Annotated in this window: 18 protein-coding genes; 17 read left to right on the top strand and 1 reads right to left on the bottom strand. The window is 54.8% G+C overall.

Features of this window, described 5'->3' with window-relative positions; translation table 11 throughout:
• Positions 1-212: 212 nt before the first annotated feature.
• From ACY1JZ_RS22845 to glmS, 16 genes are all read left to right on the top strand, one after another.
• Positions 213-1265, top strand: a complete 1053-nt coding sequence (locus tag ACY1JZ_RS22845; RefSeq protein WP_462631075.1) for a sialidase family protein — start codon at positions 213-215, stop codon at positions 1263-1265.
• 111 nt (positions 1266-1376) lie between these two features.
• Positions 1377-2324 (top strand): dihydrodipicolinate synthase family protein, encoded by a 948-nt coding sequence (locus ACY1JZ_RS22840; RefSeq protein WP_462631074.1) that lies wholly within the window; start codon positions 1377-1379, stop codon positions 2322-2324.
• 12 nt (positions 2325-2336) lie between these two features.
• The gene (locus ACY1JZ_RS22835) at positions 2337-4130 is read left to right on the top strand and encodes an L-fucose isomerase (protein ID WP_462631073.1); all 1794 of its coding nucleotides are present in this window, start codon (positions 2337-2339) and stop codon (positions 4128-4130) included.
• Between the two features lie 281 nt (positions 4131-4411).
• On the top strand, positions 4412-6595 hold the full coding sequence (locus ACY1JZ_RS22830; protein WP_462631072.1) for an alpha-galactosidase: 2184 nt from the start codon (positions 4412-4414) through the stop codon (positions 6593-6595).
• Between the two features lie 265 nt (positions 6596-6860).
• Positions 6861-8540, top strand: a complete 1680-nt coding sequence (locus ACY1JZ_RS22825; RefSeq protein WP_270168079.1) for a glycerol-3-phosphate dehydrogenase/oxidase — start codon at positions 6861-6863, stop codon at positions 8538-8540.
• A 423-nt stretch (positions 8541-8963) separates the two neighbouring features.
• A complete protein-coding gene (locus tag ACY1JZ_RS22820; protein ID WP_462631071.1) occupies positions 8964-9563 on the top strand; it encodes a glycerol-3-phosphate responsive antiterminator in 600 nt (199 codons plus the stop codon).
• 18 nt (positions 9564-9581) lie between these two features.
• Positions 9582-10358 carry an MgtC/SapB family protein gene (locus ACY1JZ_RS22815; RefSeq protein WP_270168082.1) on the top strand — a complete coding sequence of 259 codons (777 nt, stop codon included), beginning with the start codon at positions 9582-9584 and terminating at the stop codon, positions 10356-10358.
• Positions 10359-10489: 131 nt separating this feature from the next.
• Positions 10490-10732: a hypothetical protein gene (locus tag ACY1JZ_RS22810; RefSeq protein WP_462631070.1), complete on the top strand. Its 243-nt coding sequence runs from the start codon at positions 10490-10492 to the stop codon at positions 10730-10732.
• A 335-nt stretch (positions 10733-11067) separates the two neighbouring features.
• On the top strand, positions 11068-11220 hold the full coding sequence (locus ACY1JZ_RS22805) for a hypothetical protein (RefSeq protein WP_462631069.1): 153 nt from the start codon (positions 11068-11070) through the stop codon (positions 11218-11220).
• A 56-nt stretch (positions 11221-11276) separates the two neighbouring features.
• Positions 11277-14084 (top strand): phosphoenolpyruvate carboxylase, encoded by a 2808-nt coding sequence (gene ppc, locus ACY1JZ_RS22800; protein WP_462631068.1) that lies wholly within the window; start codon positions 11277-11279, stop codon positions 14082-14084.
• A gap of 178 nt (positions 14085-14262) precedes the next feature.
• On the top strand, positions 14263-14829 hold the full coding sequence (sigW, locus tag ACY1JZ_RS22795) for an RNA polymerase sigma factor SigW (protein WP_270168090.1): 567 nt from the start codon (positions 14263-14265) through the stop codon (positions 14827-14829).
• A 234-nt stretch (positions 14830-15063) separates the two neighbouring features.
• Complete coding sequence (locus ACY1JZ_RS22790; RefSeq protein ID WP_270168092.1) at positions 15064-15717, top strand: zf-HC2 domain-containing protein; 654 nt, start codon at positions 15064-15066, stop codon at positions 15715-15717.
• Positions 15718-16195: 478 nt separating this feature from the next.
• Positions 16196-17032: a diadenylate cyclase CdaA gene (gene cdaA / locus ACY1JZ_RS22785; protein WP_270168094.1), complete on the top strand. Its 837-nt coding sequence runs from the start codon at positions 16196-16198 to the stop codon at positions 17030-17032.
• Entirely contained in the window at positions 17025-18575 is a 1551-nt protein-coding gene (locus ACY1JZ_RS22780) for a CdaR family protein (RefSeq protein WP_462631067.1), read from the top strand. Before cdaA ends, ACY1JZ_RS22780 begins: the two co-directional genes overlap by 8 nt.
• 138 nt (positions 18576-18713) lie before the next feature.
• Positions 18714-20054 carry a phosphoglucosamine mutase gene (gene glmM / locus ACY1JZ_RS22775; RefSeq protein ID WP_270168098.1) on the top strand — a complete coding sequence of 447 codons (1341 nt, stop codon included), beginning with the start codon at positions 18714-18716 and terminating at the stop codon, positions 20052-20054.
• A 929-nt stretch (positions 20055-20983) separates the two neighbouring features.
• A complete protein-coding gene (glmS, locus tag ACY1JZ_RS22770) occupies positions 20984-22816 on the top strand; it encodes a glutamine--fructose-6-phosphate transaminase (isomerizing) (protein ID WP_270168100.1) in 1833 nt (610 codons plus the stop codon).
• 465 nt (positions 22817-23281) lie between these two features.
• On the opposite strand, the gene ACY1JZ_RS22765 is transcribed toward glmS, so the two are convergent.
• Positions 23282-24634 (bottom strand): MATE family efflux transporter, encoded by a 1353-nt coding sequence (locus ACY1JZ_RS22765; RefSeq protein WP_462631066.1) that lies wholly within the window; start codon positions 24632-24634, stop codon positions 23282-23284.
• A gap of 137 nt (positions 24635-24771) precedes the next feature.
• Here ACY1JZ_RS22765 and ACY1JZ_RS22760 point away from each other — a divergent pair, with 137 nt between their 5' ends.
• Positions 24772-25473 carry a TetR/AcrR family transcriptional regulator gene (locus ACY1JZ_RS22760; RefSeq protein WP_270168106.1) on the top strand — a complete coding sequence of 234 codons (702 nt, stop codon included), beginning with the start codon at positions 24772-24774 and terminating at the stop codon, positions 25471-25473.
• Positions 25474-25572: the final 99 nt, after the last annotated feature.

Genomic DNA, 25572 nt, shown 5'->3' with positions numbered 1-25572 from the left:
GCATGGCAGCGTCCTAGGGCGTGTATGCAAACCCGTATAAGGGCATCTATCCCCGCCTTTTCGCCCCCTGCTGCGTTGCTTTCCCTTGACGTACCCCGGTACGCCTGCGAAAAAGCGCCTGGCATGGAACGAAAATTCGGCAACATCTGCCCCTTGCGGAGTTTGCATACACACCCTAATGACGACATGTTACCGACAGGAGGAATGCAAGGATGAAGGATGTATTGGGATCAGACCCGTATCGCCCGCTGGCTAATGAGCGGGTGGCCGGGGGGAATCCACCGTTTGCCAGTTGTCACGCCTCGCATCTGGCCGTGCTGTCAGAGGATGAGGTGATGGCGGTCTGGTTCGCCGGTGCTCACGAAGGGGATGACGATGTCGCCATATGGAGTGCACGCCGTAGTGAGGGAGCGTGGTCGCAGCCCCAACTGCTGGCTCATGACACGGAGGAGCCGCATTGGAACCCGGTGCTGCACCGCAAGGAGGACGGGGAGCTCGTCCTGTTCTACAAGATCGGTCGCCACATTAAGAGCTGGCGCACCATCATGCGTACATCTGCCGATAGCGGCCGCACCTGGTCAGCACCTAGGGAGCTGGTGCCGGGCGATGAGGGCGGTCGCGGGCCTGTCCGCAATAAGCTGATCGTGCTGCATGATGGCGCCTGGCTGGCGCCCGCCTCAACCGAGGAGGGAATCTGGCGTTCATTCGCTGATCGATCCGATGATGAAGGTCGCACCTGGAGCCGCAGCGCCGATGTATCGATCCGCGAGCTGGAGGGCATTCAGCCCGCGATGGTGACAGGCAGCGATATTCCGGTGTCGCCGCAGTCCTTCATCGGGCGCGGCGTCATCCAGCCGACACTATGGGAGTCGGCACCAGAGCAGGTGCATATGTTGATGCGCAGCAGCGAGGGCGCGATCTATCGCAGCGACTCCCGCGACGGAGGCCGCACCTGGAGTGAGGCTTATCGGACGGAGCTGCCCAACAATAATAGCGGCATCGACCTCGCCCGGCTGCAGGATGGCTTACTTGCGCTCGTGTTCAACCCGGTCGGGCAGAACTGGGGGCCGCGCACTCCGCTCGTCGTGCGTCTGTCCCGCGACAACGGTCAGACCTGGGGCGAGGAATACGTTCTGGAGGATGACGAGGGCGAATATTCGTACCCTGCAATGGTGGCTGTGGGGAATCGGCTGTATGTGACGTACACAGATAAGCGACGGGACATTGCATTCCGCATGCTGGAGCTTCAAGGCTGCTGTAAGTAGCGGTAATCGGGTAAACACAACGATGAACATGGCGTGGCATGAATAGGGCACGGATGAACATGGTGTGGCATGAATAGCATGGCAAAGAGAGAGGAAAAGAGGAGAGCAGCGATGAGCAAGGAGAGAGAAGCGATCGGCGGACAACGGATGCCAGGTGGCGTATGGCCGACGATGATTACGCCATTTACCGAAAATAATGAGATTGATTATGCGGCATTGGAGCGGCTAATTGACTGGTATATCGATAAAGGGGTAGATGGCTTGTTCGCGGTCTGCCAATCGAGCGAAATGTTCTATCTCAGCCTGGAGGAGCGTGTGCAGCTTGCCGCCTTCGTGAAGGAGAAGGCAAACGGGCGGGTACCGGTCATCGCCTCCGGGCATATCTCAGACCGCTTCGAGGATCAGGTGGCTGAGCTGCAGGCGATGGCTGCCACGGGCATCGATGCGTTGGTGCTGATCACGAATCGTCTGGCTTCGGCCGAGGAATCGGAGGAGGTGTGGCTGGGCAGGCTCCGCCAATTGCTGGACGAGCTGCCGGAGCAGTTGCCGCTCGGGTTCTACGAGTGTCCGCATCCGTACAAGCGGCTCATCTCGCCGGAGGCGCTGCGCTGGTGCGCCGAGTCGGGACGCTTCCTGTTCCTGAAGGATACGAGCTGCGATGTGGACAACATGCGCGCGAAGCTGGCTGCTGTAGCAGGAACCGGCCTGCAGCTCTACAACGCGAACTCGGCTACGCTGCTGGAGACATGGAAGCTCGGAGCAACAGGCTATAGCGGTGTGATGGCGAACTTCCATCCCGAGCTGTATGTCTGGCTGCATCGGCAGTGGCAGCAGCAGCCGGTGGAAGCGGAGCGGCTGGCTGATTTCTTGAGCCTGGCTTCGCTCATTGAACGACAACTGTATCCGACGAATGCCAAGTACGATCTGATGCAGCAGGGCGTGCTGACCAATTATCGGTGCCGCTCCAAAAATCATGATGAATTCACGGCGACCCAACGCCTTGAGGTCGAGCAACTGCGACGCTTGACGATGGAGTTGGCGAATACGTACTCAAATTAAGGGGGAAGCGCTATGAACACAACAGCATTTGTAAATCGGCTGCAAGGAGATATGCCCAAGATCGGCATCCGTCCGATTGTGGATGGACGTCGCGGGGGCATCCGTGAATCGCTGGAGGAGCCGACGATGAAGATGGCGCAGGCTTGCGCCGAATTTTTGAGCGCGAATCTGCGTCATTCCAACGGCCTGCCCGTCGAGTGTGTCATTGCTGACTCCACGATTGGCGGTGTCGGCGAAGCGGCACGCGCTGCGGAGAAATTCCGCAAGGAGGGGGTCGGGCTGACGATCTCGGTGACGCCTTCCTGGTGCTACCCGCTAGAGACGATCGATACCGATCCGCTCATGCCCAAGGCAATCTGGGGCTTCAATGGCACAGAGCGCCCCGGCGCGGTCTACCTGGCCTCGGCACTGGGGGCGCATAACCAGAAGGGACTCCCGGCGTTCAGCATCTATGGCAAGGATGTCCAGGACATGGGCGACACGGTCATCCCGGAGGATGTCCAGGCCAAGCTGCTCCAGTTTGCCAAGGCGGGGCTGGCTGTAGCCACGATGCGCGGCAAGTCATACCTGGCGCTGGGCACGGTGTCGATGGGGATTGCGGGCTGTATCGTAGATGAGACGTTCTTCCAGGACTATCTGGGCATGCGCAATGAGTATGTGGACATGACCGAATTCATCCGCCGCATGGAGCGCGGCATCTACGACCAGGAGGAGTATGAGCGTGCGCTCGCATGGACGAAGGCGAACTGCCAGCTTGGCGCTGATGTCAACCCGCCTGGTCTTGTGCGTACTGCAGAGCAGAAGGAGCAGGATTGGGAGACCGTGGTCAAAATGACGCTGATCGCCCGCGACCTGATGATCGGCAATCCCAAGCTCGGCGAGATGGGCTATGAGGAAGAGGCGGTCGGTCATAATGCGATTGCAGCGGGATTCCAGGGTCAGCGCGCCTGGACGGATCATTTCCCGAACGGCGACTTCATGGAAGCGATCCTGACCAGCTCCTTCGATTGGAATGGCATCCGCGAGCCGTATATGATGGCGACGGAAAATGACAATCTGAACGCGGTGACGATGCTGATGGGGCATCTGCTGACGAACAGCGCCCAAATCTTCGCGGATGTGCGCACCTATTGGAGCCCGGAGGCAGTGGAGCGGGTGACCGGACGGAAGCTGGAGGGCGCGGCAGCAGGCGGCGTCATTCATCTGATCAACTCCGGCCCGGCAGCGCTGGACGGCACTGGCGAGCAGCAGATCGACGGCAAGCCGGCGATGAAGCCGTTCTGGGACATCTCGTCAGAGGAGGCGCAGGCTTGTCTTGATGCGACAAAGTGGTGCCCGGCGGTGGATTTCTTCCGTGGTGGCGGCTACTCGACAGACTTCACGACCCGCGGCGGCATGCCGATGACGATGGCTCGTATTAACCTGATCAAGGGGCTGGGGCCGGTGCTGCAAATTGCCGAGGGCTATTCTGTGGAGCTGCCGGAGGAGATTCACGATGTGCTGGATCAGCGCTCCAATCCGACATGGCCGACAACCTGGTTCGTACCGCGGCTGTCCGGCAGCGGTGTGTTCCAGGATGTCTATACCGTCATGAACCATTGGGGCTCGAACCATTGCGCGGTGAGCTACGGGCATGTGGGTGGCGACCTGATCACGCTCGCCTCGATGCTGCGCATCCCGGTCAGCATGCACAATGTTTCGGAGGATCGTCTGTTCCGTCCGAGCGTCTGGCCGGCCTTCGGCGCGAATGACCCGACAGGCGCAGATTACCGCGCGTGCTCAGCCTTCGGGCCGTTGTATGGCTAGTCCAGGATGAGACGGGGAGTGCAGGGGATTCAGGGGATGCAGGAACCTTCAGTGCATGAGCTTTACATGCCATGAGTTGTCTATGTGCTAAACCATTCATGTCCTCAACGTTCAATGTCCTGAACCTTCAACCTCATGAACCTTCAATGTCCTGAACGATTAACGGGGTGGATGAGGTATGGCTATATCGTGACGTAGTGATTTGATCATCTGACGTTGCTTCGGTTATATTGTTAATAAGTGCCCTGGCGGCGCTATAGAACATTGGCTGGAGGCTAACTATGGCAATTCACTACAATGCAACAGACCAGACCTTCCATTTGCAAGGCAAACATACAAGCTATGTGATCCAAATGATTCAGACGGGCGTTCCTGCCCATGTGTATTGGGGACCGCGCCTGCGCGAGCAGCAGTTGGGACGAATATTGCAGTTGCAGGAGCGCTGCTCATTCTCGCCGAGCTCGTTCCCTGATGATATGCGTATCTCGCTGGATACATTGCCACAGGAGTATCCTGCCTATGGAGCTGGAGACCTGCGCCATCCGGCATATCAGATTCAGCGTCCTGACGGCTCTACGGTATCCGAGGCACTCTATGTTGGTCATCGGATCATAGCAGGCAAGCCTGTGCTGGAGGGGCTGCCCGCCACCTATACAGAGCAAGATGAGGAAGCATGGACACTGGAGGTGGAGCTGCTGGATCAGGTAGCAGCGCTCAAGATCGTGCTGTCTTATACAGTGTTCCGCGATCTGGATGCGATCGCCCGCTCTGTCCGCTTCGAGAATACAGGGGATGCTCCGTTGAAGCTGCTGCGCGCGCTCAGCATGAGTGTTGATCTGAATCATAGCGAATATGATCTGCTGCATCTGTCAGGTACATGGGCGCGCGAGCGCAGCATTGAGCGTCGCCCGCTTGCCTCGGGAATGCAGGGGGTAGAGAGCCGCAGAGGTGCAAGCAGTCATCAACATAATCCGTTTCTGGCGCTGTTGTCGAAGGATGCCTCCGAGCGCCATGGCGAGGTGTATGGCTTCAGTCTGGTCTACAGCGGCAGCTTCGCCGCTCAGGCAGAGGTCGAGCCGTACAGGACGACGCGCGTCACGATGGGAATCAACCCGTTCAACTTCAGTTGGCTGCTGGAGCCGGGGCAGTCGTTCCAGACGCCTGAGGTTGTCATGGTCTACTCCGCGGAGGGACTGGGCGGCATGTCGCGCACCTATCACAAGCTGTACCGCACCCGTCTGTGCCGCGGACGCTTCCGCGATGAGGCGCGCCCGGTGCTGGTGAATAACTGGGAGGCGACCTACTTCGACTTCACCGCAGACAAGATCGAGCAGATCGCCAAGGCCGGACAGGAGCTGGGCATCGAGCTGTTCGTGCTCGATGACGGCTGGTTCGGAAAGCGCGACAGCGACAACAGCTCGCTTGGCGACTGGATCGTGGACAAGCGCAAGCTGCCGGGAGGGCTTGAGGATCTGGTGCAGCGAGTGCGCAGCCTGGATATGCAATTCGGCCTCTGGTTCGAGCCGGAGATGATCTCGCCAGATAGCGAGCTGTATCGGCAGCACCCGGATTGGTGCCTGCATGTCGAGGGTCGGCGCAGGACGCAGGCGCGCCAGCAGCTTATTCTCGATTTCTCCCGCGAGGAGGTATGCGACGCGATTGCGGAGCAACTGGAGGCGATACTGGGCAGCGCGCCGATTACGTATGTCAAGTGGGACATGAACCGCAACATGACCGAGATTGGCTCGGCGGGTCGCAGTCCAGAACGTCAGCAGGAGACAGCACATCGTTACATGCTCGGCCTGTATCGCGTGCTGGAGCGGCTGACGCAGGCTTTCCCGCATATTCTGTTCGAGAGCTGCTCGGGTGGAGGCGGACGGTTCGACCCTGGCATGCTGTATTATATGCCTCAGACGTGGACGAGCGATAATACCGATGCGGTTAGCCGCCTCAAGATTCAATACGGGACGAGCCTGGTCTACCCGATCAGCTCGATGGGCGCGCATGTATCTGCTGTGCCGAACCATCAGGTACACCGAATCACTTCGCTGGAGATGCGCGGCAATGTGGCGATGTCGGGCAATTTCGGCTACGAGCTCGATCTGACACGCTTCACCGATGAGGAGAAGGAGCTGGTGAAGCATCAGGTGGAGCAATACAAGCAGCTTCGGCCGCTCATTCAGTTCGGCAACCTGTACCGGCTGCTCAGTCCATTCGATGGCAATGAGACGGCATGGATCATCGTCTCGGAGGATCAGAGCGAGGCGGTGGCCTTTTATTTCAGCGTGTTGGCAGAGCCGAATGCGCCATTGCAGCGTCTAAGGCTGCAGGGTCTGAACCCGGAAGCGGATTATGAGACGGCAACGGGCTTATATGGCGGAGATTACCTGATGCATGCGGGCTTGCCGATCGAAGGGCTGCATGGCGATTTCCAAAGCTTGATGTGGCATTTTAAGCGCGTGTAGTCTCGTCATGAGAGGTGCCAGAGGGTGGGCGCATGCCCCTAGCTGGCTAGGCGTTCGCCCCTTGACAAATGCTGCTGTTTAGCCGTATAGTCAGGGTAGGTTATTTATGTGAGGAGACATGAGGAGAACACATCCAACCTGTTTAACGGGTGAGGTGTGTTCTTTTTTGTGCTTCAATGAACACTCATTACTTATAAAGTTTACGAATGTATACGATACATCCCCATCATACTAAGAGCAGCTAGGTAGGCTGAAGGAGGCTAACATGATGACACAGCAATTTGCGGCACAGCGGCGATTGGAGTTATTGCGGAGCATGGAGGAGGAAGTGCTTGATGTGCTGGTGATCGGCGGCGGGATTACCGGAGCGGGCATATTGTTGGATGCACAGACACGTGGCATGAAGGCGGGACTGGTGGAGATGCAGGATTTTGCGGCAGGCACCTCCAGCCGTTCGACGAAGCTGGTGCATGGCGGGCTGCGGTACTTGAAGCAATTCGAGATCAAGATGGTGGCAGAGGTTGGCAAGGAGCGGGAGATTGTATATGAGAATGGGCCTCATGTGACAACACCGGAGTGGATGCTGCTGCCGTTTCACAAGGGGGGGACCTTCGGCGCATTCTCGACCTCGTTTGGTCTGCGGCTGTATGATTTCTTGGCCGGGGTGAAGCGGAGCGAGCGCCGCAAGATGCTTAGCAAGGAGGAGACTGCGCATCGCGAGCCGCTGCTCAAGCAGCAAGGGCTGCTGGGGGGCGGATATTATGTGGAATACCGCACAGATGATGCCAGGCTTACGATCGAAGTGATGAAGAAGGCCATCGAGCATGGCGGGCGAGCTGTCAACTATGCGATGGCTAATCAGCTACACTATGAGAATGGACGTCTGGCAGCCGTCACTGTGCTGGATCAGATCAGCGGGCAATCCTTCCTCCTCCGCGCACGCAAGATTGTCAATGCGACTGGCCCATGGGTCGATCTGTTGCGGGAGAAGGATCAGTCCAAGAAAGGAAAAATGCTGCGCCTGACCAAGGGTGTCCATCTGGTGTTCGATTCGAGCCGATTCCCGCTAAGGCAGGCGGTCTACTTCGATACGCCGGACGGGCGGATGGTATTCGCAATTCCGCGTGAGGGCAAAACCTATGTCGGCACGACAGATACCGATTATCAGGCTGAACGCGCCACGCCGCGTATGACCTTGAACGATCGGAATTATATTCTTGAAGCGGCCAACTACATGTTCCCCGAGCTGAACCTGACGGCGAAGGATGTGGAGTCGAGCTGGGCAGGCTTGCGGCCATTGATCTATCAGGAGGGCAAGTCGCCATCGGAGATTTCCCGGCGCGACGAGGTTCTGCGCTCTGAATCGGGCATGTTCACGATTGCCGGGGGCAAGCTGACGGGCTACCGCAAGATGGCGGAGCACGTCACCGATATGCTGCAGCGCGAGCTGGAGGCCGAGGGCGCCGGCTCCTATCGGAGCTGTGTCACCAAGAAGCTGCCGATCGCCGGTGGCGAGACAGGCGGCTCGGAGGGCTTCGAGCGGCTGCTGCGGGAGCAGATTCAAGCAGGCAACGCGCTCGGCTTGGATGCGGCAACTGCCGAGCAGTTGACCCGGCGCTATGGGGCGAATGTGCCCGTTGTGTACGGCCTGATCGGCGAGGCGCGGCAGGAGGCGGCAGACAGCAGGCTGCCAGCCGAGGTGTATGCCGCTCTGGAATACGCGCTGCGCCATGAGATGGCGACGAAGCCGGTGGACTTCTTCATCCGCCGCACCGGCGCACTGTTCTTCGATATTGAGTGGGTAAGGCGCTATAAGGATGCGGTCATTGCGCATATGGCATCGAGGTTGAGCTACACGCCTGAGCAGCTTGCCAGCTATACCGCTGAGCTGGAGCAGCAGTTAACGGAGGCAGTTACGCCCGCGCCGGACAGTGCTGACCGCTAGTAGCATCGGCGGCTGGAGCAGGGGACGGCTCGCGTAGGAATCGGCGCCACTTGTAATCAGGTCGCGGCGCCCTGAGCTGCACCGGATGAATATCGGGAGCATCATGAAGCCTTCATTGGAAATAGGAACAACGTTGCTCCCTAGCATGTCCAGAGTATAGGATATAGATGGCAACCATCGCAGGCTGCGTCGTAGATACGCCCCCACCAGTAGTGACAGGCTTGGGGGCGCATGCGGCACAGCCGTTTTCTTTTTCCAGGTGAATTTGAAGCAAAACTGCGGCAATTCCCTTATAATGAAGTCTATATGGTGATTGGTCTGCTGGGGCAGGGAGCGGAGTGTGGCAGGATGCTGCTGGCCATATAACTTCGCGCCGACCTGCGGCGGGTTATACCTTTAGATGACCCTTGGGGGGGGAACAGGATGTATCCGATCGTTGATCTAGTGGAGCATCAGGTGATTGCGGCTGTGGAGAAGGAGGATGGGCTGGAGGAAGCGCTGCAGAGCAAGTGCAACGTTATTTTTCTGCTATGCGGTACGATCTTCACGGTGCAAGCGTTGGTGGAGCGAATCAAGCAGGCGGGCAAGCATGTATTTGTCCATATGGAGTTTGTGGAGGGCATTGCCGCTGACCGCAGCGGCGTGACCTATATAGCGCACACGGTGCGGCCAACAGGTATCATCTCAACCAAAAGCGCTGTTATCCGGCTCGCCAGGGAGCAGGGACTGATGACGATTCAGCGCATCTTCCTGATCGATCGCAGTGCACTTGAGCGTGGGGTGAAGAGCGCGGAGACGAGCAAGCCGGATGCGATCGAAGCGATGCCGGGCATTATGCCGCGGATTATTGGTGAGCTGACGCAGATGACCGAGCTGCCGATTGTTGCCGGTGGTCTGATCAGTACAGGGAGAGAGATCGATGACACGCTCCAGGCCGGGGCGCTCGCTGTATCGGCAGGCAGCCCGGTGCTGTGGAATCATGAGGTGAAGGCAGCGGCGGTGTATGAGGAGGACGGTCGTTAATACGAGAGGAGGCGCGATGTGGAGAGTGTATGGCATATATCGGAATGGGACTTGACGATCCGGGTGTTAATCTCTGCTGCGCTTGGGGGATTGATCGGACTGGAGCGTGAGTGGAGCAATCATGCGGCAGGGCTGCGCACACATATTCTGGTATGTATCGGCTCGACGGTCATTATGCTGCTGTCGGCATATGGCTTCAGCGCATTCGTCGATGAGGCCAATGTGCGGATGGACCCGGCTCGTCTGGCGGCACAGGTGGTCAGCGGGATCGGATTTTTGGGCGCGGGAGCGATCCTCCGAACAGGCTCGACGATCTCCGGCCTGACGACCGCCGCTTCGATCTGGGTGGTGGCGGCAATTGGTCTGTGTGTTGGAGCGGGCTTTCTGTATACCGCTGTGCTGGCGACGGTCATCGTGCTCGTCAGCCTGTTCCTGCTGAACAAGATTGAGACGCAGATGCTTCGGCATCGCAGACATCATGAACTGGTGATTCGCATCATCGATCACCCTGGTGTAACGGATGAGATCTTCACGAGTCTCGAGCTGGAGAAAATCAGGATCGTACATGTCAAATTCAGTTCAGAGAAGGAACGCAAGGCGGATCAGTCGACAGTTATTATTACGGAGATGAGGCTGAACGTGAAGACGCGCAATCAGAAGCAGCTCGCTACTGCGATCGAGCACATTACTTCTATGGAGCATGTGTTGTCGACAGAGACGGGATTCCTGAAGGTGGCAGGCAACCCGAAGCGGATGCGGCTGAACAAGTATGAGGAGGAGACGCTGCATCAGTAGGCTGTGCAGGGACCCAATTTCATTTACAAGTTCCGGTTATGACGAGGCTGCATCTACTAATCCTAAAACAAAAGATAAAAAGGTAGACCTGACCCCACTGAGGGTCTATCTTTATTTAAGGGAGTGTTGAAATGACAAAGAAATGGATTATGGGTATTGTGTTATTTATTATTGGAACATTATCTATAATGTATTTTTTGAGTTTGAATTCACCCCAAACCCGGACGACGATTGGGTTGTTTACTATCATAAATAAAGGGCATGATTCAGATAAATGGATCTCTGCTACTTCTGAAAGTGATGTACTCACAAGAATAACAGTAACAGATGAAAACACATGGAATGAAATTATTGTGGGAAAAAAATATAGCTGATACTTCAGAGAAACTAAGGGAATAATTAAACTCGTATCGATTTATCCTGAGGGCTATTCAGGTAGAATAGAATAATGTATTTTTTTACGATTGCCAACTATATGTAAGGGATCAATACGTTCTATAATCTGAAACAGCCGTGAAAGAATGCATCCTGCAAATGGAGCTACGCCGTGCATGGGCTCTATGGAGGACTTCGGTAAAAAAGCAGTGGTTCTGATTAAGAGCCGTTGCTTTTTTGCATGTCTGTCAGGCGTTGGCTGTTATGTATGTAAGGAATTCGATGAGTATGCCGAACAGGTCACAGCCGAACATAAAGTTAAGGAAGGGCGGGCGTGAGATTGAAGTTTGCCCTAAGGCCGCTCATGGCGGTTATGCGAATGGCCTGGCGTAGCGGCATGAGTGTTCTTCCAGTTCAGGAAGAAGATAATCTCTGCCTGGTCAAGGCTTTTTGCTCGCTGTTCTTTACGGTTCTGCGCTCGCTGTAGTATGATGGTAAGAGTGAAAAAGCGTCGGTGCAAGTGATGCAAACAGGAGGAACGTTATGTCGGAACAAACTACCGTAACGGCAAACCGCTCGCAGCCGAGCAATCTGCTGCGCCGGGATGTTCGCTTTCTAGGAAACATTCTGGGCGAGGTACTCGTCCACCAGGGCGGCGAGGGGCTGCTGGAGATCGTCGAGAAGATTCGCGAGATGAGCAAGACGCTGCGAGCCGAGTTCATGCCAGAGCTCTACGAGGAATTCAAGAAGGTTACCGGCAGCTTGAGCCCCGAGATTCGCCATCAGGTGGTTCGGGCGTTTGCTATTTATTTTCAATTAGTGAATATCGCTGAGCAGAACCACCGTATTCGTCGTAAGCGGGATTATGAGCGTTCAGCCGGAGAGGCTGTACAGCCTGGCTCTATCGAGAGCGCAATCCAGAAGCTGAAGGAACAGAATGTCGCTGTGGAGGACGTGGAGGAGATGCTGGCGGGGATTTCGCTGGAGCTGATTATGACAGCGCATCCGACCGAAGCGACCCGCCGCGCGGTGATGGATATTCATAAGCGGATGGCAGCAGATGTGATGGAGCTGGACAACCCTACGCTGACGTATCGCGAGCGTGAGAAGCTGCGCGAGAAGCTGTTGAATGAAGTGCTGACCCTGTGGCAGACAGATGAGCTGCGCGACCGTAAGCCTACGGTGCTGGATGAGGTCCGCAACGGCATGTATTATTTCGAGGAGACACTGTTCGAGGTGCTGCCGAATGTATATGAGGAGCTGGAGCGCTGTCTGCACAAATATTATCCAGGCCGCGACTGGCATGTGCCAACTTATCTGAAGTTTGGTTCGTGGATCGGCGGTGACCGTGATGGCAATCCGTCTGTGACGGCGGATGTAACATGGGAGACACTGACGATGCAGCGCCAGCTCGTGCTGGAGAAGTACGAATCTATATTGAAGGAACTGATGAACGTGCTGTCTTTCAGCGCGAATATCGTCAAAATTCCGCAGGAGCTGTTCGACTCGATCCGCAAGGATGAGGAGATGGTTGGCGAGGTGCAGTGCGTGGCGTTGCGGCGCGACGGCAAGGAGCCATACCGTGTGAAGGTCGCCTTCATGCTGGAGAAGCTGGTGAACACTCGGGACGAGTCGCTGAAGGGCTCAGGCAAGCGCTATAATTCGCCTGAGGAATTGAAGCAGGATCTGTACATCATCGACCGTAGCCTGCGCCACCACTATGCTGATTACGTCGCGGACACCTATATCCGCAAGCTGATTCGCCAGGTTGAGCTGTTCGGCTTCCACCTGTCTGCGCTGGACATCCGTCAGCATAGCAAAGAACATGAGAACGCTATGGCAGAGATACTGGCGAAGATGGACATCACGGCAGATTATGCGGCGCTTCATGAGGATGAGAAGATCGAGCTGCTGCACCGTCTGCTGCAGGACCCTCGTCCATTAACCTCGCCATATCTGACGTATTCGGAAGGTACGCGCGAATGTCTGGATGTGTATCACACCGTGTATCGTGCGCAGCAGGAGTTCGGCGTGAATTGCATCTCCAGCTATCTGATCAGCATGACACAGGGCGCGAGCGACCTGCTTGAGGTGATGGTATTCGCCAAGGAGGTGGGGCTGTTCCGTCAGGAGGCCGATGGCACGACGATCTGCACGCTCCAATCCGTTCCGCTATTCGAGACCATCGATGACCTGCATGCGGCACCTGCCATTATGTCGCGCTTATTCGAGTTGCCGATCTACCGTAGCGCCGTAACGGCTCGTGGCGATCTGCAAGAAATTATGCTCGGCTACTCGGACAGCAACAAGGATGGCGGCGTAGTGACAGCGAACTGGGAGCTGCGTGTAGCGTTGAAGGAGATTACGGCTGCAGCAGGCGCCTATGATGTCAAGCTCAAGTTCTTCCATGGGCGCGGCGGAGCGCTTGGCCGCGGGGGTATGCCGCTTAACCGCAGTATCCTGGCGCAGCCACCTCATACAGTGGGCGGCGGCATCAAGATCACGGAGCAGGGCGAAGTGCTCTCATCCCGCTATTCGATGCAGGGTATTGCTTACCGGAGCCTGGAGCAGGCGACATGGGCGCTGATTACCTCTGCTCGGCTGGCCAAGTTCCCTTCGCAACAGCTCGAGGATGGAACGAAGGAGCAGTGGGAGCAGATTGCCAAGTCGATCTCTGAGACGGCACAAGACAAATATCAGGATCTGATTTTCCGCGACCCGGACTTCCTGACCTTCTTCCGCGAATCGACGCCGCTTGCTGAGATTGGTGAATTGAACATCGGTTCACGCCCATCCAAGCGCAAGAACAGCGACCGATTTGAGGATCTGCGGGCGATTCCTTGGGTATTCGCCTGGACGCAGAGCCGCTATCTGCTGCCAGCATGGTATGCGGCCGGTACAGCGCTGCAGCAATATGTGGATGGGAAGGACGAGAATCTGAATACGCTCAAGCAAATGTATGAGCATTTCCCATTCTTCCGTTCGCTGATCGATAATCTGCAGATGGCGCTCGCCAAGGCTGATCTGACAATCGCCAGAGAATACGCGTCGATGATTAAGGATGACGAGATTCGTGGACGGATCTTCGGGCTGATCGAGCAGGAATATCAATTGACCTCGGATATGATCTTGAAGATCTCAGGTCAGCAAGAAATTTTGGATAATGTGCCTGTCATTCAGGAATCGATCCGTCTGCGGAATCCGTATGTGGATCCGCTCAGCTACCTTCAGGTGCTGCTGCTTCAAGAGCTGCGCGCACTTCGTGCCAGAGACGAGGATGACGCCGAGCTGCTACGCGAGGTGTTGTTGACCATCAATGGCATCGCAGCAGGTTTGCGTAATACAGGATAGAATTAGCCAGCAAGCATACTGTTGTATGAGCGCAGCAGGCTGGGCGTGGACGCCGCTATAGGGGTGTCCGGCGCCCAGCCTTCTCCTGCACATATACAATGTATGATTCCGTTCACTGACTACCACCACTACCATCGAAACACGCTCCGGCCAAACTGGCTCGTTTGGAGGAATATTCGTGATATCTATAGAAGCGCATTTAGTGCGATTATCTCTCAAGGGCGACCAGCAGGCGTTCGCCGAAATTGTCAGACTGTACCAAGAAAAGCTGTACCATATGGCGTACCGAATGCTTGGCAACCGTCAGGAGGCCGAGGATGTCGTGCAGGACGCTTTCTTGCGTGTGCATCATCATATGGAACGCTACGATGAGAAGTTGAAATTTTCGACATGGATTTACCGCATTGCGACGAACTTATGCATTGACCGACTCCGCAAGCGCAAACCAAGCTATTCACTCGACGCCCAGCCTACCGATCACGAGGGACTGGATGGCTATTCGATGATCCCCAGTGACAACCGGACTCCAGAGAGCGAGGTGCTGCTCTCGGAGACACAGCGTATTATCCATGAAGCGATCGCGACGTTGCCGGTGAAGTACAAGACAGTTATGGTACTGCGCTATTTGCAGGAGATGTCACTGCAGGAGATTGGTGATGTGCTTGGCATGCCTGTTACGACAGTCAAGACGCGAGTGCATCGGGGCAGGGAATTTCTGAGGAAAAAATTAGAACGTGTTCTTTGATGTTTATAGATCGAGATTTGGGCAAAAATTTTAGGAAATCTTTAGATTCGCAAAAAAAATGAAACCTTCTATTTGACTGCCACGTATCGTATACGAGTATCATCTTACGAATTATAAGAGTGCAAGGCGGCAATGCCACGTAACCACTCTTGTATGTTCATGTGCCATGCGTTGCCGGGACGAGATTCGGCTAATGTGTGGCATGCCAGCATTTTACAGAAAGGATTGGCTGCCATGGAATGCAACGTCGCCATCGTCATGATGCATGATTATTTAGACGACGAACTGCCAAGGGAAGATAAGATTAAGCTGAAAGAGCATATGAACATCTGCCCAAGCTGCGCCAAGCGGTTTGAACAGTTGCAGCGCACGGAAGCATTCACGCACACTGCCATGATCTGCGGCCTTTCGGAGAGCCGCTTGGATGGCAAGGGGCGTTCAGAGCAGGCCGTTGCTGCGCTGACGAGCCGCATCATGCAGCAGTTGCCGGAGCGGAAGCGTACCTATAGCTGGGTGCAGTGGGTACATCGGCATCCCGCGATTACGGCGGCGGCTGTTTTTTTGCTCGTCATGATGACAAGCTTTTTTGCAATGTGGGATCAAGGCACCGAGTTGATCGTGCGGGGCGCCGGAGAGGATCTGCAACGCATCATTATTGAGGGCGATACAGTGATTGTGCCGCCTGGCGTTCAGATTAGCGGCGATCTGACGATAGAGAACGGCACCGCGGATATTCAAGGTGAAGTGAAGGGAAATCTGACCGTCATCGACGGCTCTCTCAAGCTGGCCTCCACGGCCAAGATCGTCGGTGAGAACCGTGAGATTAATCAGGCGCTCGATTGGCTCTGGTACAAGGTGTCAAAGACAGTCAGCGGTCTGACCTACTGAGCAATAACCGCCTCTCTGGTGACAGAGAGGCTTTTTTTTGATAAGCTTGGCGTGCCAAGTGCGCTCAGCTGTTAACGCTTGATATATAAGGGAAATAAGCGGTATTGCTGATCCTGATCTTCTATATCTACGCGGAACGAAGCTTGGCATGCCAAGTACGCCAAGCCGTTAACGCTTGAAATAGAGGATTTCCGGGCGTAATATAGAAGATAATTAGGTCGTGTCTGAACACCCGTTCAAGGGCATCTCGCCCCGCCTTTTCGCCCCATGCTGCGTTGCCTTTTCTTGACGTACCCCGGTACGCCTGCGAAAAAGCGCCTTGCCTGGAACGAAAATTCGGCCAGATCTGATCCGTTCAGAGTTTTCAGACACGCCCTAGGTTAGAATATAATTATTCGGATAAGCTGGAACATTACAGAGATAATTGTGAACATTATAAATTGAACAGCTTCGGCGGGTCGATGGAGGTTGGCTGTTGATGGGCTATTTAGCGGAACTGACCTGGATAGACTGGATCAAAAATCTGATTGATGTGAGCGTCGTCAGTTTTATAATATATAAATTGTTCTTGCTGGTGCGCGGAACACGTGCGGTACAATTGTTAAAGGGGATCTTCGTGCTCGCCGCGGCCTGGGCGCTAAGCACATGGTTCAATCTGTATACGCTCAAGTGGTTGATGAGCCAGCTATTTACCTTCGGTATTATTACGGTCATCTTGATCCTGTTCCAGCCAGAGGTGCGGCGTGCGCTGGAGCAGCTTGGCCGGGGGAAATTATTCGTTCGCTCGAGCGGGGGCGACCGGGATATTAACGATCGTATTAATCATATTATTAAGTCCGTCAATTATCTGTCGGCCCGAAAGATCGGTGCGCTCATCGTCTTCGAGCGGGAGACCGGGCTTAATGAATATATTGAGTCGGGCATCCGTATGGAATCTCTCATCAGCTCGGAGCTGATGATTAATCTGTTCATACCCAATACACCGCTGCATGATGGAGCGGTTATTATTCGAGGCAATCAGATTATGGCGGCGGGCTGCTATCTTCCGTTATCTGAGAACCCATTCATCAGCAAGGAGCTAGGCACACGTCACCGCGCGGCGATTGGAATCAGTGAGGTGTGCGATGCGATCTCCGTCGTCGTCTCCGAGGAGACCGGTCAGGTATCGCTGGCGCTGGGAGGAATGGTTGTGCGCGACATTAAGCAGGAGTCGCTCATTTCTAAGCTGTTCGAGGAGCTGTCTCCGAAATCGATGCCTGCCAAGGGAGCGTCCAAGGTTGCCTTCTGGAAGAGGAAGGGGGGGCAAGATGGATAAGTGGCTGAACAACCCCAATATTTTGAAGGTGGTCTCGGTGCTGCTCGCGCTGCTGCTGTGGGCAACGGTTCATTTTGATCCACAGACGCCAGGTGCTTCGAAGACTACGTTGGATACAAAGGAATACGGTGCGGTGAAGATTCAGGTGGAGGGTCTGGATGAAAATAAACATGACCTTCGCTTACTTGAGCCAAGCGTTGTGCGTATGATGGCTAAAGGGACGTTCGCTGATCTATTATCGGCTTCCGAGGATGACTACAAGGTATATGTAGATGTGACAGGTATAGGCGATGGGCAGCATATCTTACCGATTAAGGTAAAGACGCCTAAGCGCGTGGATATTATCGAGCTGTCGCCGGCACGCGTGACGGTGCTGCTGGAGCCGATGGAGACGAAGGCGTATAATGTCCAGGTGAAGACAACAGGTACACCGGCCAATGATTATAAGGCGGGCACCCCTGTCGTCAGGCCAAGCGGGACAGTGCAGGTCACCTTGCCGACGGATTATATGTCGCAGGTGGGCTCTGTCGTCGCGGCCATATCGATCGACAAGCAGGAGAATACAGTGACTGCCAAGAAGGTGAAGCTGGCCGTCTATGACAAGTCGGGAGCTGAAATACCGGACGCGGTCGTTAAACCGGAGACTGTCGAGGTTGAAGTGCCGATCACGAAGCCGTCCAAGATATTGCCGCTGAGAGTGAGCTATACGGGCACGCTGCCGAGCGGGCTGAGTCTGGTCTCCGTAAAGCCGGATATCCAGCAGGTCACCGTATACGGCCCGCAGACAGAGCTGGACAAATACAGTTACTTCGACAATGTGGTTGTCAATCTGTCCTCCATTAAGGAGAGCGGGGCGCTGACGGTCGAGTTGAAGCCCATGAATGGGCTGGCAGCGGTCAGCCCTGACAAGGCGACGCTAAGCATTGAGGTGACACCGCATGAGACGCGGACGCTGCCGCAGGTTCCGATTACAGTTACCGGGCTGTCTGAAGGGCTGGATAGCCGATTCGTGACGCCAGAGAGCGGGAGCATGGACATTCAGGTGCGCGGTGCGCCGAGCAATCTGGCGGAGATCGGTGCGGGGGATATTCGGCTGTCTGCTGAACTGAGCGGCCTCGCCCCTGGTCGGCATACGGTCGAGCTGGAGGTGACGCTGCCTGCATATGTCGAGCTGGAGGAGCCGAGGCTGACGGCGGTCGTAGACATCATCGAGAGCCGTGAGACGGTCGCGCCGCCTGATGAACGCGCTGAAGACTCGCCAACGCAGGAGGCTGGTCCTGATAACAATGCTTCCAATTCGGGAGGAACCGGAACAAGCAGCGGAGGCAAGTCCGGGAATAGCAGTAATGGTTCATCAAACAGCGGAGCCACTAATAGCGGAAGTAGTAATAATAGCGGCTCCAGCCACAGCGGCTCGAACAGTCATGGCGCTACGGATAGCGACGAGGAGGCTGGAGGCAGCGATGCGACCGGGGAGTCTACCGGGGCTAACAATGCTGGCAATGGCACAGCAAGCAATGTGACCAGGAGGATCGGCGGCTAGCTGCGATCACTGAACGATGAGTGAAAGCAGGTGGATATTGGGCGGGATAAGGAAGAGGAAGTTCGCCTGATTGCTGTGGCATGGAATGGGAAAGATGCAACTTAGTTGTGATATAACGTTCAAAGGGGATAGTACGACATGGGGAAATATTTCGGAACTGACGGTGTAAGAGGCGTGGCGAATCGGGAGCTTACACCTGAACTGGCTTACAAAATCGGACGCTGCGGCGGGTATGTGCTTGCCGGGCAAGCGGAGAAGCCTAAGGTGGTCATTGGCCTCGATACACGTATCTCAGGCCCAATGCTGGAGGCGGCGCTGATCGCGGGATTGCTGTCGATCGGGGCGAGCGTTATTCGGCTTGGTGTCGTGTCTACGCCGGCGGTTGCGTACTTGACCCGCAAGCTGGGTGCGGATGCCGGGGTAATGATCTCGGCTTCCCATAACCCGGTAGAGGATAATGGCATTAAGTTCTTCGGGGGCGATGGCTTCAAGCTGTCTGACGACACAGAGCTTGCGATTGAGCAGTTAATGGATGCGGTGCAAGATGAGCTACCTCGTCCAGAAGGGGGAGCCATCGGTACGGTGACGGTGCTGGAGGATGCCAAGGAGCAGTATGTCCAGTTTCTCAAGACGACTGTGAAGCATTCATTCGGCGGCGTCAAGATCGTGCTGGATTGCGCGCACGGCTCGGCCTATGAGCTTGCACCAGCAGTGTTCCGTCAATTGGGCGCGGAAGTGATAACGGTAGGCGCGGAGCCGAATGGTCTGAATATCAATGATGGCGTCGGTTCGACGCATCCAGAATATTTGCGGGAGCAGGTGCTGGCGCATCAGGCCGATCTTGGCTTGTCGTTTGATGGTGATGCCGACAGGCTGATCGCCATCGACGAGACGGGTGAAGAGGTGGACGGCGATTATATCCTGACCATCTGTGGCGATGCGATGAAGCGTGCAGGCACATTAAAGGATGATACCATCGTCACGACGGTCATGGCGAATATCGGCTTCTTCAAGGGAGCAGAAGCACTTGGTTTAAATACAGCACAGACGGCTGTTGGAGACCGTTATGTAATGGAGGAAATGCGGCGCGGCGGGTTTAATCTGGGCGGGGAGCAATCGGGGCATGTCATTTTCCTTGATTATAATACGACAGGCGACGGTATCTTGACGGCGCTGCAGTTGGTTGATACTCTGGTTGCTGCCGGACGCAAGCTGAGTGAGGCGAAGCAACTGATGCGCAAGTACCCGCAGGTGCTGGTGAATGTGCGTGTAGCTGACAAGAGCCTATATGAAGGCAATGTGGCCATCCAAGCGGCAGCGACGGCGGTTGAGCAGGAGCTAGGCGATAATGGTCGCGTGCTTGTGCGGCCATCCGGTACAGAATCCCTGATCCGCGTCATGGCTGAAGGCCCTGACAAGGAGCTGGTGCAGCGTTATGTCGATCAGATCGTCGATGTGGTGCGTGCCGAGCTAGGCTAATGTCACTTGATGTTAGGCGGGAAGAGCGGGTTATCCGGTTGGACGGAGGCCCCTCATTCCTGCGGCGGCGCAAGAACCCAAGGTATGGGTCGTTTAGTGTGAATTAAGATGGAGCCCATGCAGTTAAGAAATACTTACAGCAAGGCTCTCACAGCAAAGGTTGCAACTGGAGAAGAAATTGAATATGATATGTAGTATGACTCAAGCAGGAAAGGCAGGGTAGAGGTTAGATAGCAATACAAGCGCCAGAGCTTGCATCAGACAATCGCCACGGGAGAGAAACAGGGATTGCAGCGAGCTGACGAGGTAAGGGTGTTCGGATTCATTCGGCGGGGACCCTTCGGTTATTCATCCAGACCGCAAGCCGAAACGCAAAACGATCGGGTAACTGATCGGACAAAGGTTCGGCAGGATGCTTATTTAAGTAACACTGAGATAACCATTCCTTAATGGTTCTGGTTCGTGATGGACAATGCCAAGATATGAGATGCGCAGTGGGCAGTGATAGTTGTGTTCCGCAAGCTTGGCTAGGAGTAGGGGCGTAGGGTCATCCTACAGATCCCAAGGATTGATTGTTGCTGGGGAACCGGTCTTATATGTCTAATTCGAATTTGTACGTGTGCGTGTTGAATCGAATGGAATGAGCTTCGACTCTGGCTTTGATTCGGAAGGAATACGTCTTACAGTCTGTAGGGTAGCAGAAGGGTAGCAGGATATCACCTACATGAATAGGCTGCATACAGGACGATAGACCGCAGGACGTCTGCTGCGTTGACAGCAGCGATGCGGTAGCTTATGCGTTCACGGTGCCGATCTCATCGGCTTCAGGAGAACGTGACAATTGCATATTTGGAAGATGCATTCTCTTGCCGCATGAGCATCAGGCATCCGTGTCGCCACTAATAGATGATACGGAGGTCTGTTACACGATGTGTGGAATTGTTGGATATATTGGGACGAGAGATTCGCAGGGGATTTTGGTGGAAGGTCTGAAGAAGCTGGAATACCGTGGCTATGATTCGGCTGGTATTGCTGTGTTTACCGAGAGGGGACTGGAGATCAGTAAATCCAAGGGCCGTCTGGCTGTGCTGGAGGAGAAGCTGCAGGGGCAGCCGCTGCACGGCACGATTGGCATCGGGCATACACGCTGGGCAACTCACGGCAAGCCTTCGGATGTTAACTCGCATCCGCATACAGATAACTCGACGAAATTTTCTGTCGTTCATAATGGAATTATTGAGAACTATCTGGAGCTGCGCGAGGAGTTAAGCCTGCAGGGAAGACATTTCGTATCGGAGACCGATACGGAGGTTATCTCGCATCTCATCGCTTCCGAATATGATGGGAATATTGTGACCGCAGTACAGCGTGCGGTAAAAAGAATGCGCGGCGCCTTCGCCTTGGGCGTGCTGACCGAATATGAGCCAGATCGACTCATCGCCGTGCGCTACGCTAGTCCGCTGGTTATCGGGATTGGCGAAGGGGAGAACTTCATTGGCTCGGACATCCCGGCTATATTAGAGCATACGCGTGATGTCTATATTCTGGACGACGGCGAAATGGCGATCCTGACACGCGATGGCGTCGAATTGCTGTCGATTGCCGGTGAGAATATTTCCAAGGAAATATTTCATGTCGATTGGGATTTGATCACGGCAGAAAAGGCCGGATTCGATCATTTCATGCTGAAGGAAATCTACGAGCAGCCTAAAGCGTACCGTGAGACGATGCTGGGACGGATCTCGGAGGATGGTCAGACGATCTCGCTCAAGGAGATCGGCATGACTGTCGATCAATTGAAGGCGATCCGCAAGATTCATATTGTCGCTTGCGGCACAGCTTATCATGCTGGATTGGTTGGCAAGACAGTGATCGAGCAGTTGGCTCGTATTCCGGTAGAAACGGATGTGGCATCGGAGTACCGATACCGCAGTCCGATCATTACGGAGGATACGCTGGTCATTGTAGTTAGCCAATCGGGTGAAACGGCAGATACGCTGGCGGCACTACGTGAAGCGAAGCGCTGTGGCGCACGTGTCTGGGCGATTACGAATGTAGTGGGCAGCTCGGTGGCTCGTGAAGCGGATGATGTGGTGACCACCTGGGCAGGGCCGGAGATTGCGGTAGCGTCGACGAAGGCTTATTCGTCCCAACTGATTGCATTTTATCTGGTGGGTCTGTATCTGGCCCAATCGCTGGAGACGCGTGACCAGGCGTTCATCAGTAATGTAGCTGGCGAGCTGCTGGCGTTGCCGGAGAAGGTCGAGACCTTGCTGGAGCAGGCGGAGGAGCTGAAGCGGATCGCTGAGTCTGTGACGAAGCACAGCAGCCTGTTCTTCATTGGCCGCGGTCTGGACTATGCGGTGGCGCAGGAAGGCTCGCTGAAGCTGAAGGAGATCTCCTATATTCACTCCGAGGCATATGCAGCGGGCGAGCTGAAGCATGGCACACTGGCGCTGATTGAGGAAGGGACTCCGGTTATTGCGCTGGTGACACAGGAAGAGCTGGCCGAGAAGACGCTGAGCAACATTAAGGAAGTGAAGGCACGCGGCGCTCGCGTACTGGGTGTCACGAACGACAGCAATGCTGCCGAGGTGACGAAATCAGTCGACGAGGTGTTCGCGATTCCGAACACGCTGGCGCTGCTTACACCGGCACTGTCGGTCGTGCCGCTGCAATTGCTGTCCTACTACGCGTCCCTGGCGCTCGGTCACGACGTCGACAAGCCGCGGAATTTGGCGAAGAGTGTGACGGTGGAGTAGAATAAAGTGTCTGTATTATCAATATGTCCCAGTATAAAAAAGTCATGAATCAGTAAAAGATGTCGTTGATCCAACCTGGTAACGAGTGTGAAAGAGACCCTGAACCATTTCGCCGTGGGTGGGGCTCTGATCACTCGTTTTTTTTTGTTTACTTGCCCATAATGCGTAGGACAACAACATTTCCGTCGCAAATAATAGCTCCATATGTGCGTGCTGATTGCCTCTGATGTGGAGTAGCACTTCCTCGAAGCCAGGCTCTTGGCGGTTCGAAAAAACAATTTCATATAGATGTCGGACAGCGCAATAGCGGAAAGACCGCTGCCGGCAATGAGTCGCTTGTTGTTTTCATCGGCGTGTTTACTTCAGACACCGGGAGCTGCAATGATTTCATTTAGAGCTGGGCTATTTCCAGTTTCCGATTTTCCCAGAGAAGGGGGTGAAATAGCCGTTCTAAAGCTGCATTGCCTAATGAGCTAGCGTCTTCATATCGGGCTGCAATTTGTTCCGTAGAGCGAAGAGCATAAGGGCTCCCACGAGGAAAGCGACGACGTCGGCAATGACCAATGCCCAGATGACGCCGTGAAAGCCGCTTAGACGACTGGCGACAAAGAGAGCAGGGATGAGGGTGACTCCTTGCACGATTGACATGACAAACGCCGCAGTACCTTGCGCGGTCGCTTGGAAGATGCCGGTGAACAGCACAGTGATGCCGGAGATGAACAAGGACAAGAACGTTACTTGCAGAATGTATGTGCCCATCTCGATTAACTGGGCGTCCTGCGTGAATAATCCGATTAAGTGATCCGATACGAAGTAGACGATAATGCCGAAGATAACCGCCAATACAACAATCGTCTTGATCGTAAACCCGATGGTATGCTTCATACGGAGCTTGTTGGCTGTGAAGGAAAAAGCAATCAGCGGCACGACACCCTCGCATAACCCCATCAGAATGAATTCAGGAAACTGCAAGAGGCGTGATGAAATGCCGTAAGCCGCAACTGACGAATCTCCATATGCGACCAGATAATGATTGACGATGAGGGACATGGCTCCAAGGAAAATGCTCATAATAAAGACAGGTACGCCGATTTTGGACACTTGGCTGACTATTTGCCGGGTAGCCCGAAACCAATGCATCGAGATGGTCAAAAACGTGCTCTTCCAGCCAATATGATAACCGTAATATGCGCTGGCAATGAGATTGGCAAGAACCGTAGCCGCTGCTACGCCAATCACGTCCAGGTCAAGCGCGAAGATGGCGATTACGTCAAGAATAATATTGATCACCACACTAAGCAGCATTCCGATCATCGATGTAATCGCCGCTCCTTCGGCGCGCACGATATTTTCCAGCGTGAAAAAAAGGATGACGAAGGGAGAGCCGATCAGCATTATCGTCACATAGTCCTTTGTAAATTCAAACGCATCAGGCGTGGCTCCCAGGCCATAAACAATAGGATCAACCAATGGCAGGCCGACGGCCATAACAAGCAGCCCCAGACCCAGGCTGCTGTAGAATGCGAACGAGGATACATGCTTGACCAAAGGATACTGCTGCTCCCCCAGCAGACGGGAGATGAACGTGCCGCCGCCGATGCCTAGCAGATTGCCCAGAGCCATCAGGATAGAGAACAGCGGCAGGGTGAGCGCAAGCGCGGTCAGCATTGCCGTATTGTGGAGCGTGCCCAGGAAATAAGCGTTCAAGATAGAATAGATCACGCTCATGGACGTACCCAGCATCATCGGAATGGCGAAGTGGGCTACCGCTTTGCTGATAGGAGCTTTCTCAAAATAATGAAGATGTTCTGCATTCATGAATACCGCCTCTTTCATAAAGTGATGACTGGCCCAATCTAACAGTGTTAGTTTGAACCTTACAGTGTTAGATGATATCATGTGTTTATGGACCTGTAAAGCACAAACTTACACTGTTAGGTAAAGAGGTGGATAAGTTGAAAAAACAACAGCCGCAAATCTCAGAGGATAAAATATTGGCCATGTCGTGGGCGCTTCTGGGGGAGGCGGGGATAGAGAAGTTTAGTATGAGGCGATTGGCTGACCGATTGGGGATACAGGCGCCTTCGTTGTACTGGCACTTCAAAAGCAAGCAGGCGATTTACTTGCGCCTGGCCAATCAAGTATCGAGGATAATTCTGGAATCGCACCGCCCGCATGGGGATTGGAAAGAGCAATTACAGGGGATGGCCGTTGCGATACGAAACGTCCTCAGTCAGTACCCCTGCTCCACTCAGCTCATGATGTCGACGTTGCCGCATGAGCCTGATATTATCCGGTTCAACAACCGGATGCTGCTCTGTGTCGAGTCCACGCCGTTACAGCAGGTGCAAAAGCTGCAAGTCGTGCTGACGCTGATGAACTATGTGTTTAACTTTATACTCGACGATTACGAGCACCAGCGCAATGTCGCCGCGATCATGCAGGAGGAAGGGGAGACGGCGCTGCCTGGCGGCCGCGTTTCGCGTCTCCTCGATTCGATGGACGAGGAAGAAGCGGGACTGTTCCGTAGCATGTACAAGAACAAATTATTCGAGATGATGGGGACAGACGCGGCGTTCGAGTTCGGCTTGCAGGTGATTCTGCTAGGTGTAGAGCAAATGATCCAGCAGCAGATGAAGCAGTATCAGGAAGGATAAACCGCAGAGTCTTGCCTGTCCCGAATCTAACTGTGCACTTGTCCAGCTAATCCTTAACCACTTTTAGTTGGGGGCTAAGGCACTGAAATCTCTCTGGAT

It is taken from the genome of Paenibacillus sp. J5 (assembly GCF_054955055.1).
Note: the sequence above shows the minus strand (reverse complement) of the source record. Positions and strands in the feature narration are given on the sequence as shown.

What these genes read in the sequence shown, in the direction of transcription:
- ACY1JZ_RS22845 (WP_462631075.1), top strand. Translation starts at nt 213, where the DNA reads ATGAAGGATGTATTGGGATCAGACCCGTATCGCCCGCTGGCTAATGAG.
- ACY1JZ_RS22840 (WP_462631074.1), top strand. Translation starts at nt 1,377, where the DNA reads ATGAGCAAGGAGAGAGAAGCGATCGGCGGACAACGGATGCCAGGTGGC.
- ACY1JZ_RS22835 (WP_462631073.1), top strand. Translation starts at nt 2,337, where the DNA reads ATGAACACAACAGCATTTGTAAATCGGCTGCAAGGAGATATGCCCAAG.
- ACY1JZ_RS22830 (WP_462631072.1), top strand. Translation starts at nt 4,412, where the DNA reads ATGGCAATTCACTACAATGCAACAGACCAGACCTTCCATTTGCAAGGC.
- ACY1JZ_RS22825 (WP_270168079.1), top strand. Translation starts at nt 6,861, where the DNA reads ATGATGACACAGCAATTTGCGGCACAGCGGCGATTGGAGTTATTGCGG.
- ACY1JZ_RS22820 (WP_462631071.1), top strand. Translation starts at nt 8,964, where the DNA reads ATGTATCCGATCGTTGATCTAGTGGAGCATCAGGTGATTGCGGCTGTG.
- ACY1JZ_RS22810 (WP_462631070.1), top strand. Translation starts at nt 10,490, where the DNA reads ATGACAAAGAAATGGATTATGGGTATTGTGTTATTTATTATTGGAACA.
- ppc (WP_462631068.1), top strand. Translation starts at nt 11,277, where the DNA reads ATGTCGGAACAAACTACCGTAACGGCAAACCGCTCGCAGCCGAGCAAT.
- ACY1JZ_RS22790 (WP_270168092.1), top strand. Translation starts at nt 15,064, where the DNA reads ATGGAATGCAACGTCGCCATCGTCATGATGCATGATTATTTAGACGAC.
- cdaA (WP_270168094.1), top strand. Translation starts at nt 16,196, where the DNA reads ATGGGCTATTTAGCGGAACTGACCTGGATAGACTGGATCAAAAATCTG.
- ACY1JZ_RS22780 (WP_462631067.1), top strand. Translation starts at nt 17,025, where the DNA reads ATGGATAAGTGGCTGAACAACCCCAATATTTTGAAGGTGGTCTCGGTG.
- glmM (WP_270168098.1), top strand. Translation starts at nt 18,714, where the DNA reads ATGGGGAAATATTTCGGAACTGACGGTGTAAGAGGCGTGGCGAATCGG.
- glmS (WP_270168100.1), top strand. Translation starts at nt 20,984, where the DNA reads ATGTGTGGAATTGTTGGATATATTGGGACGAGAGATTCGCAGGGGATT.
- ACY1JZ_RS22765 (WP_462631066.1), bottom strand. Translation starts at nt 24,634, where the DNA reads ATGAATGCAGAACATCTTCATTATTTTGAGAAAGCTCCTATCAGCAAA.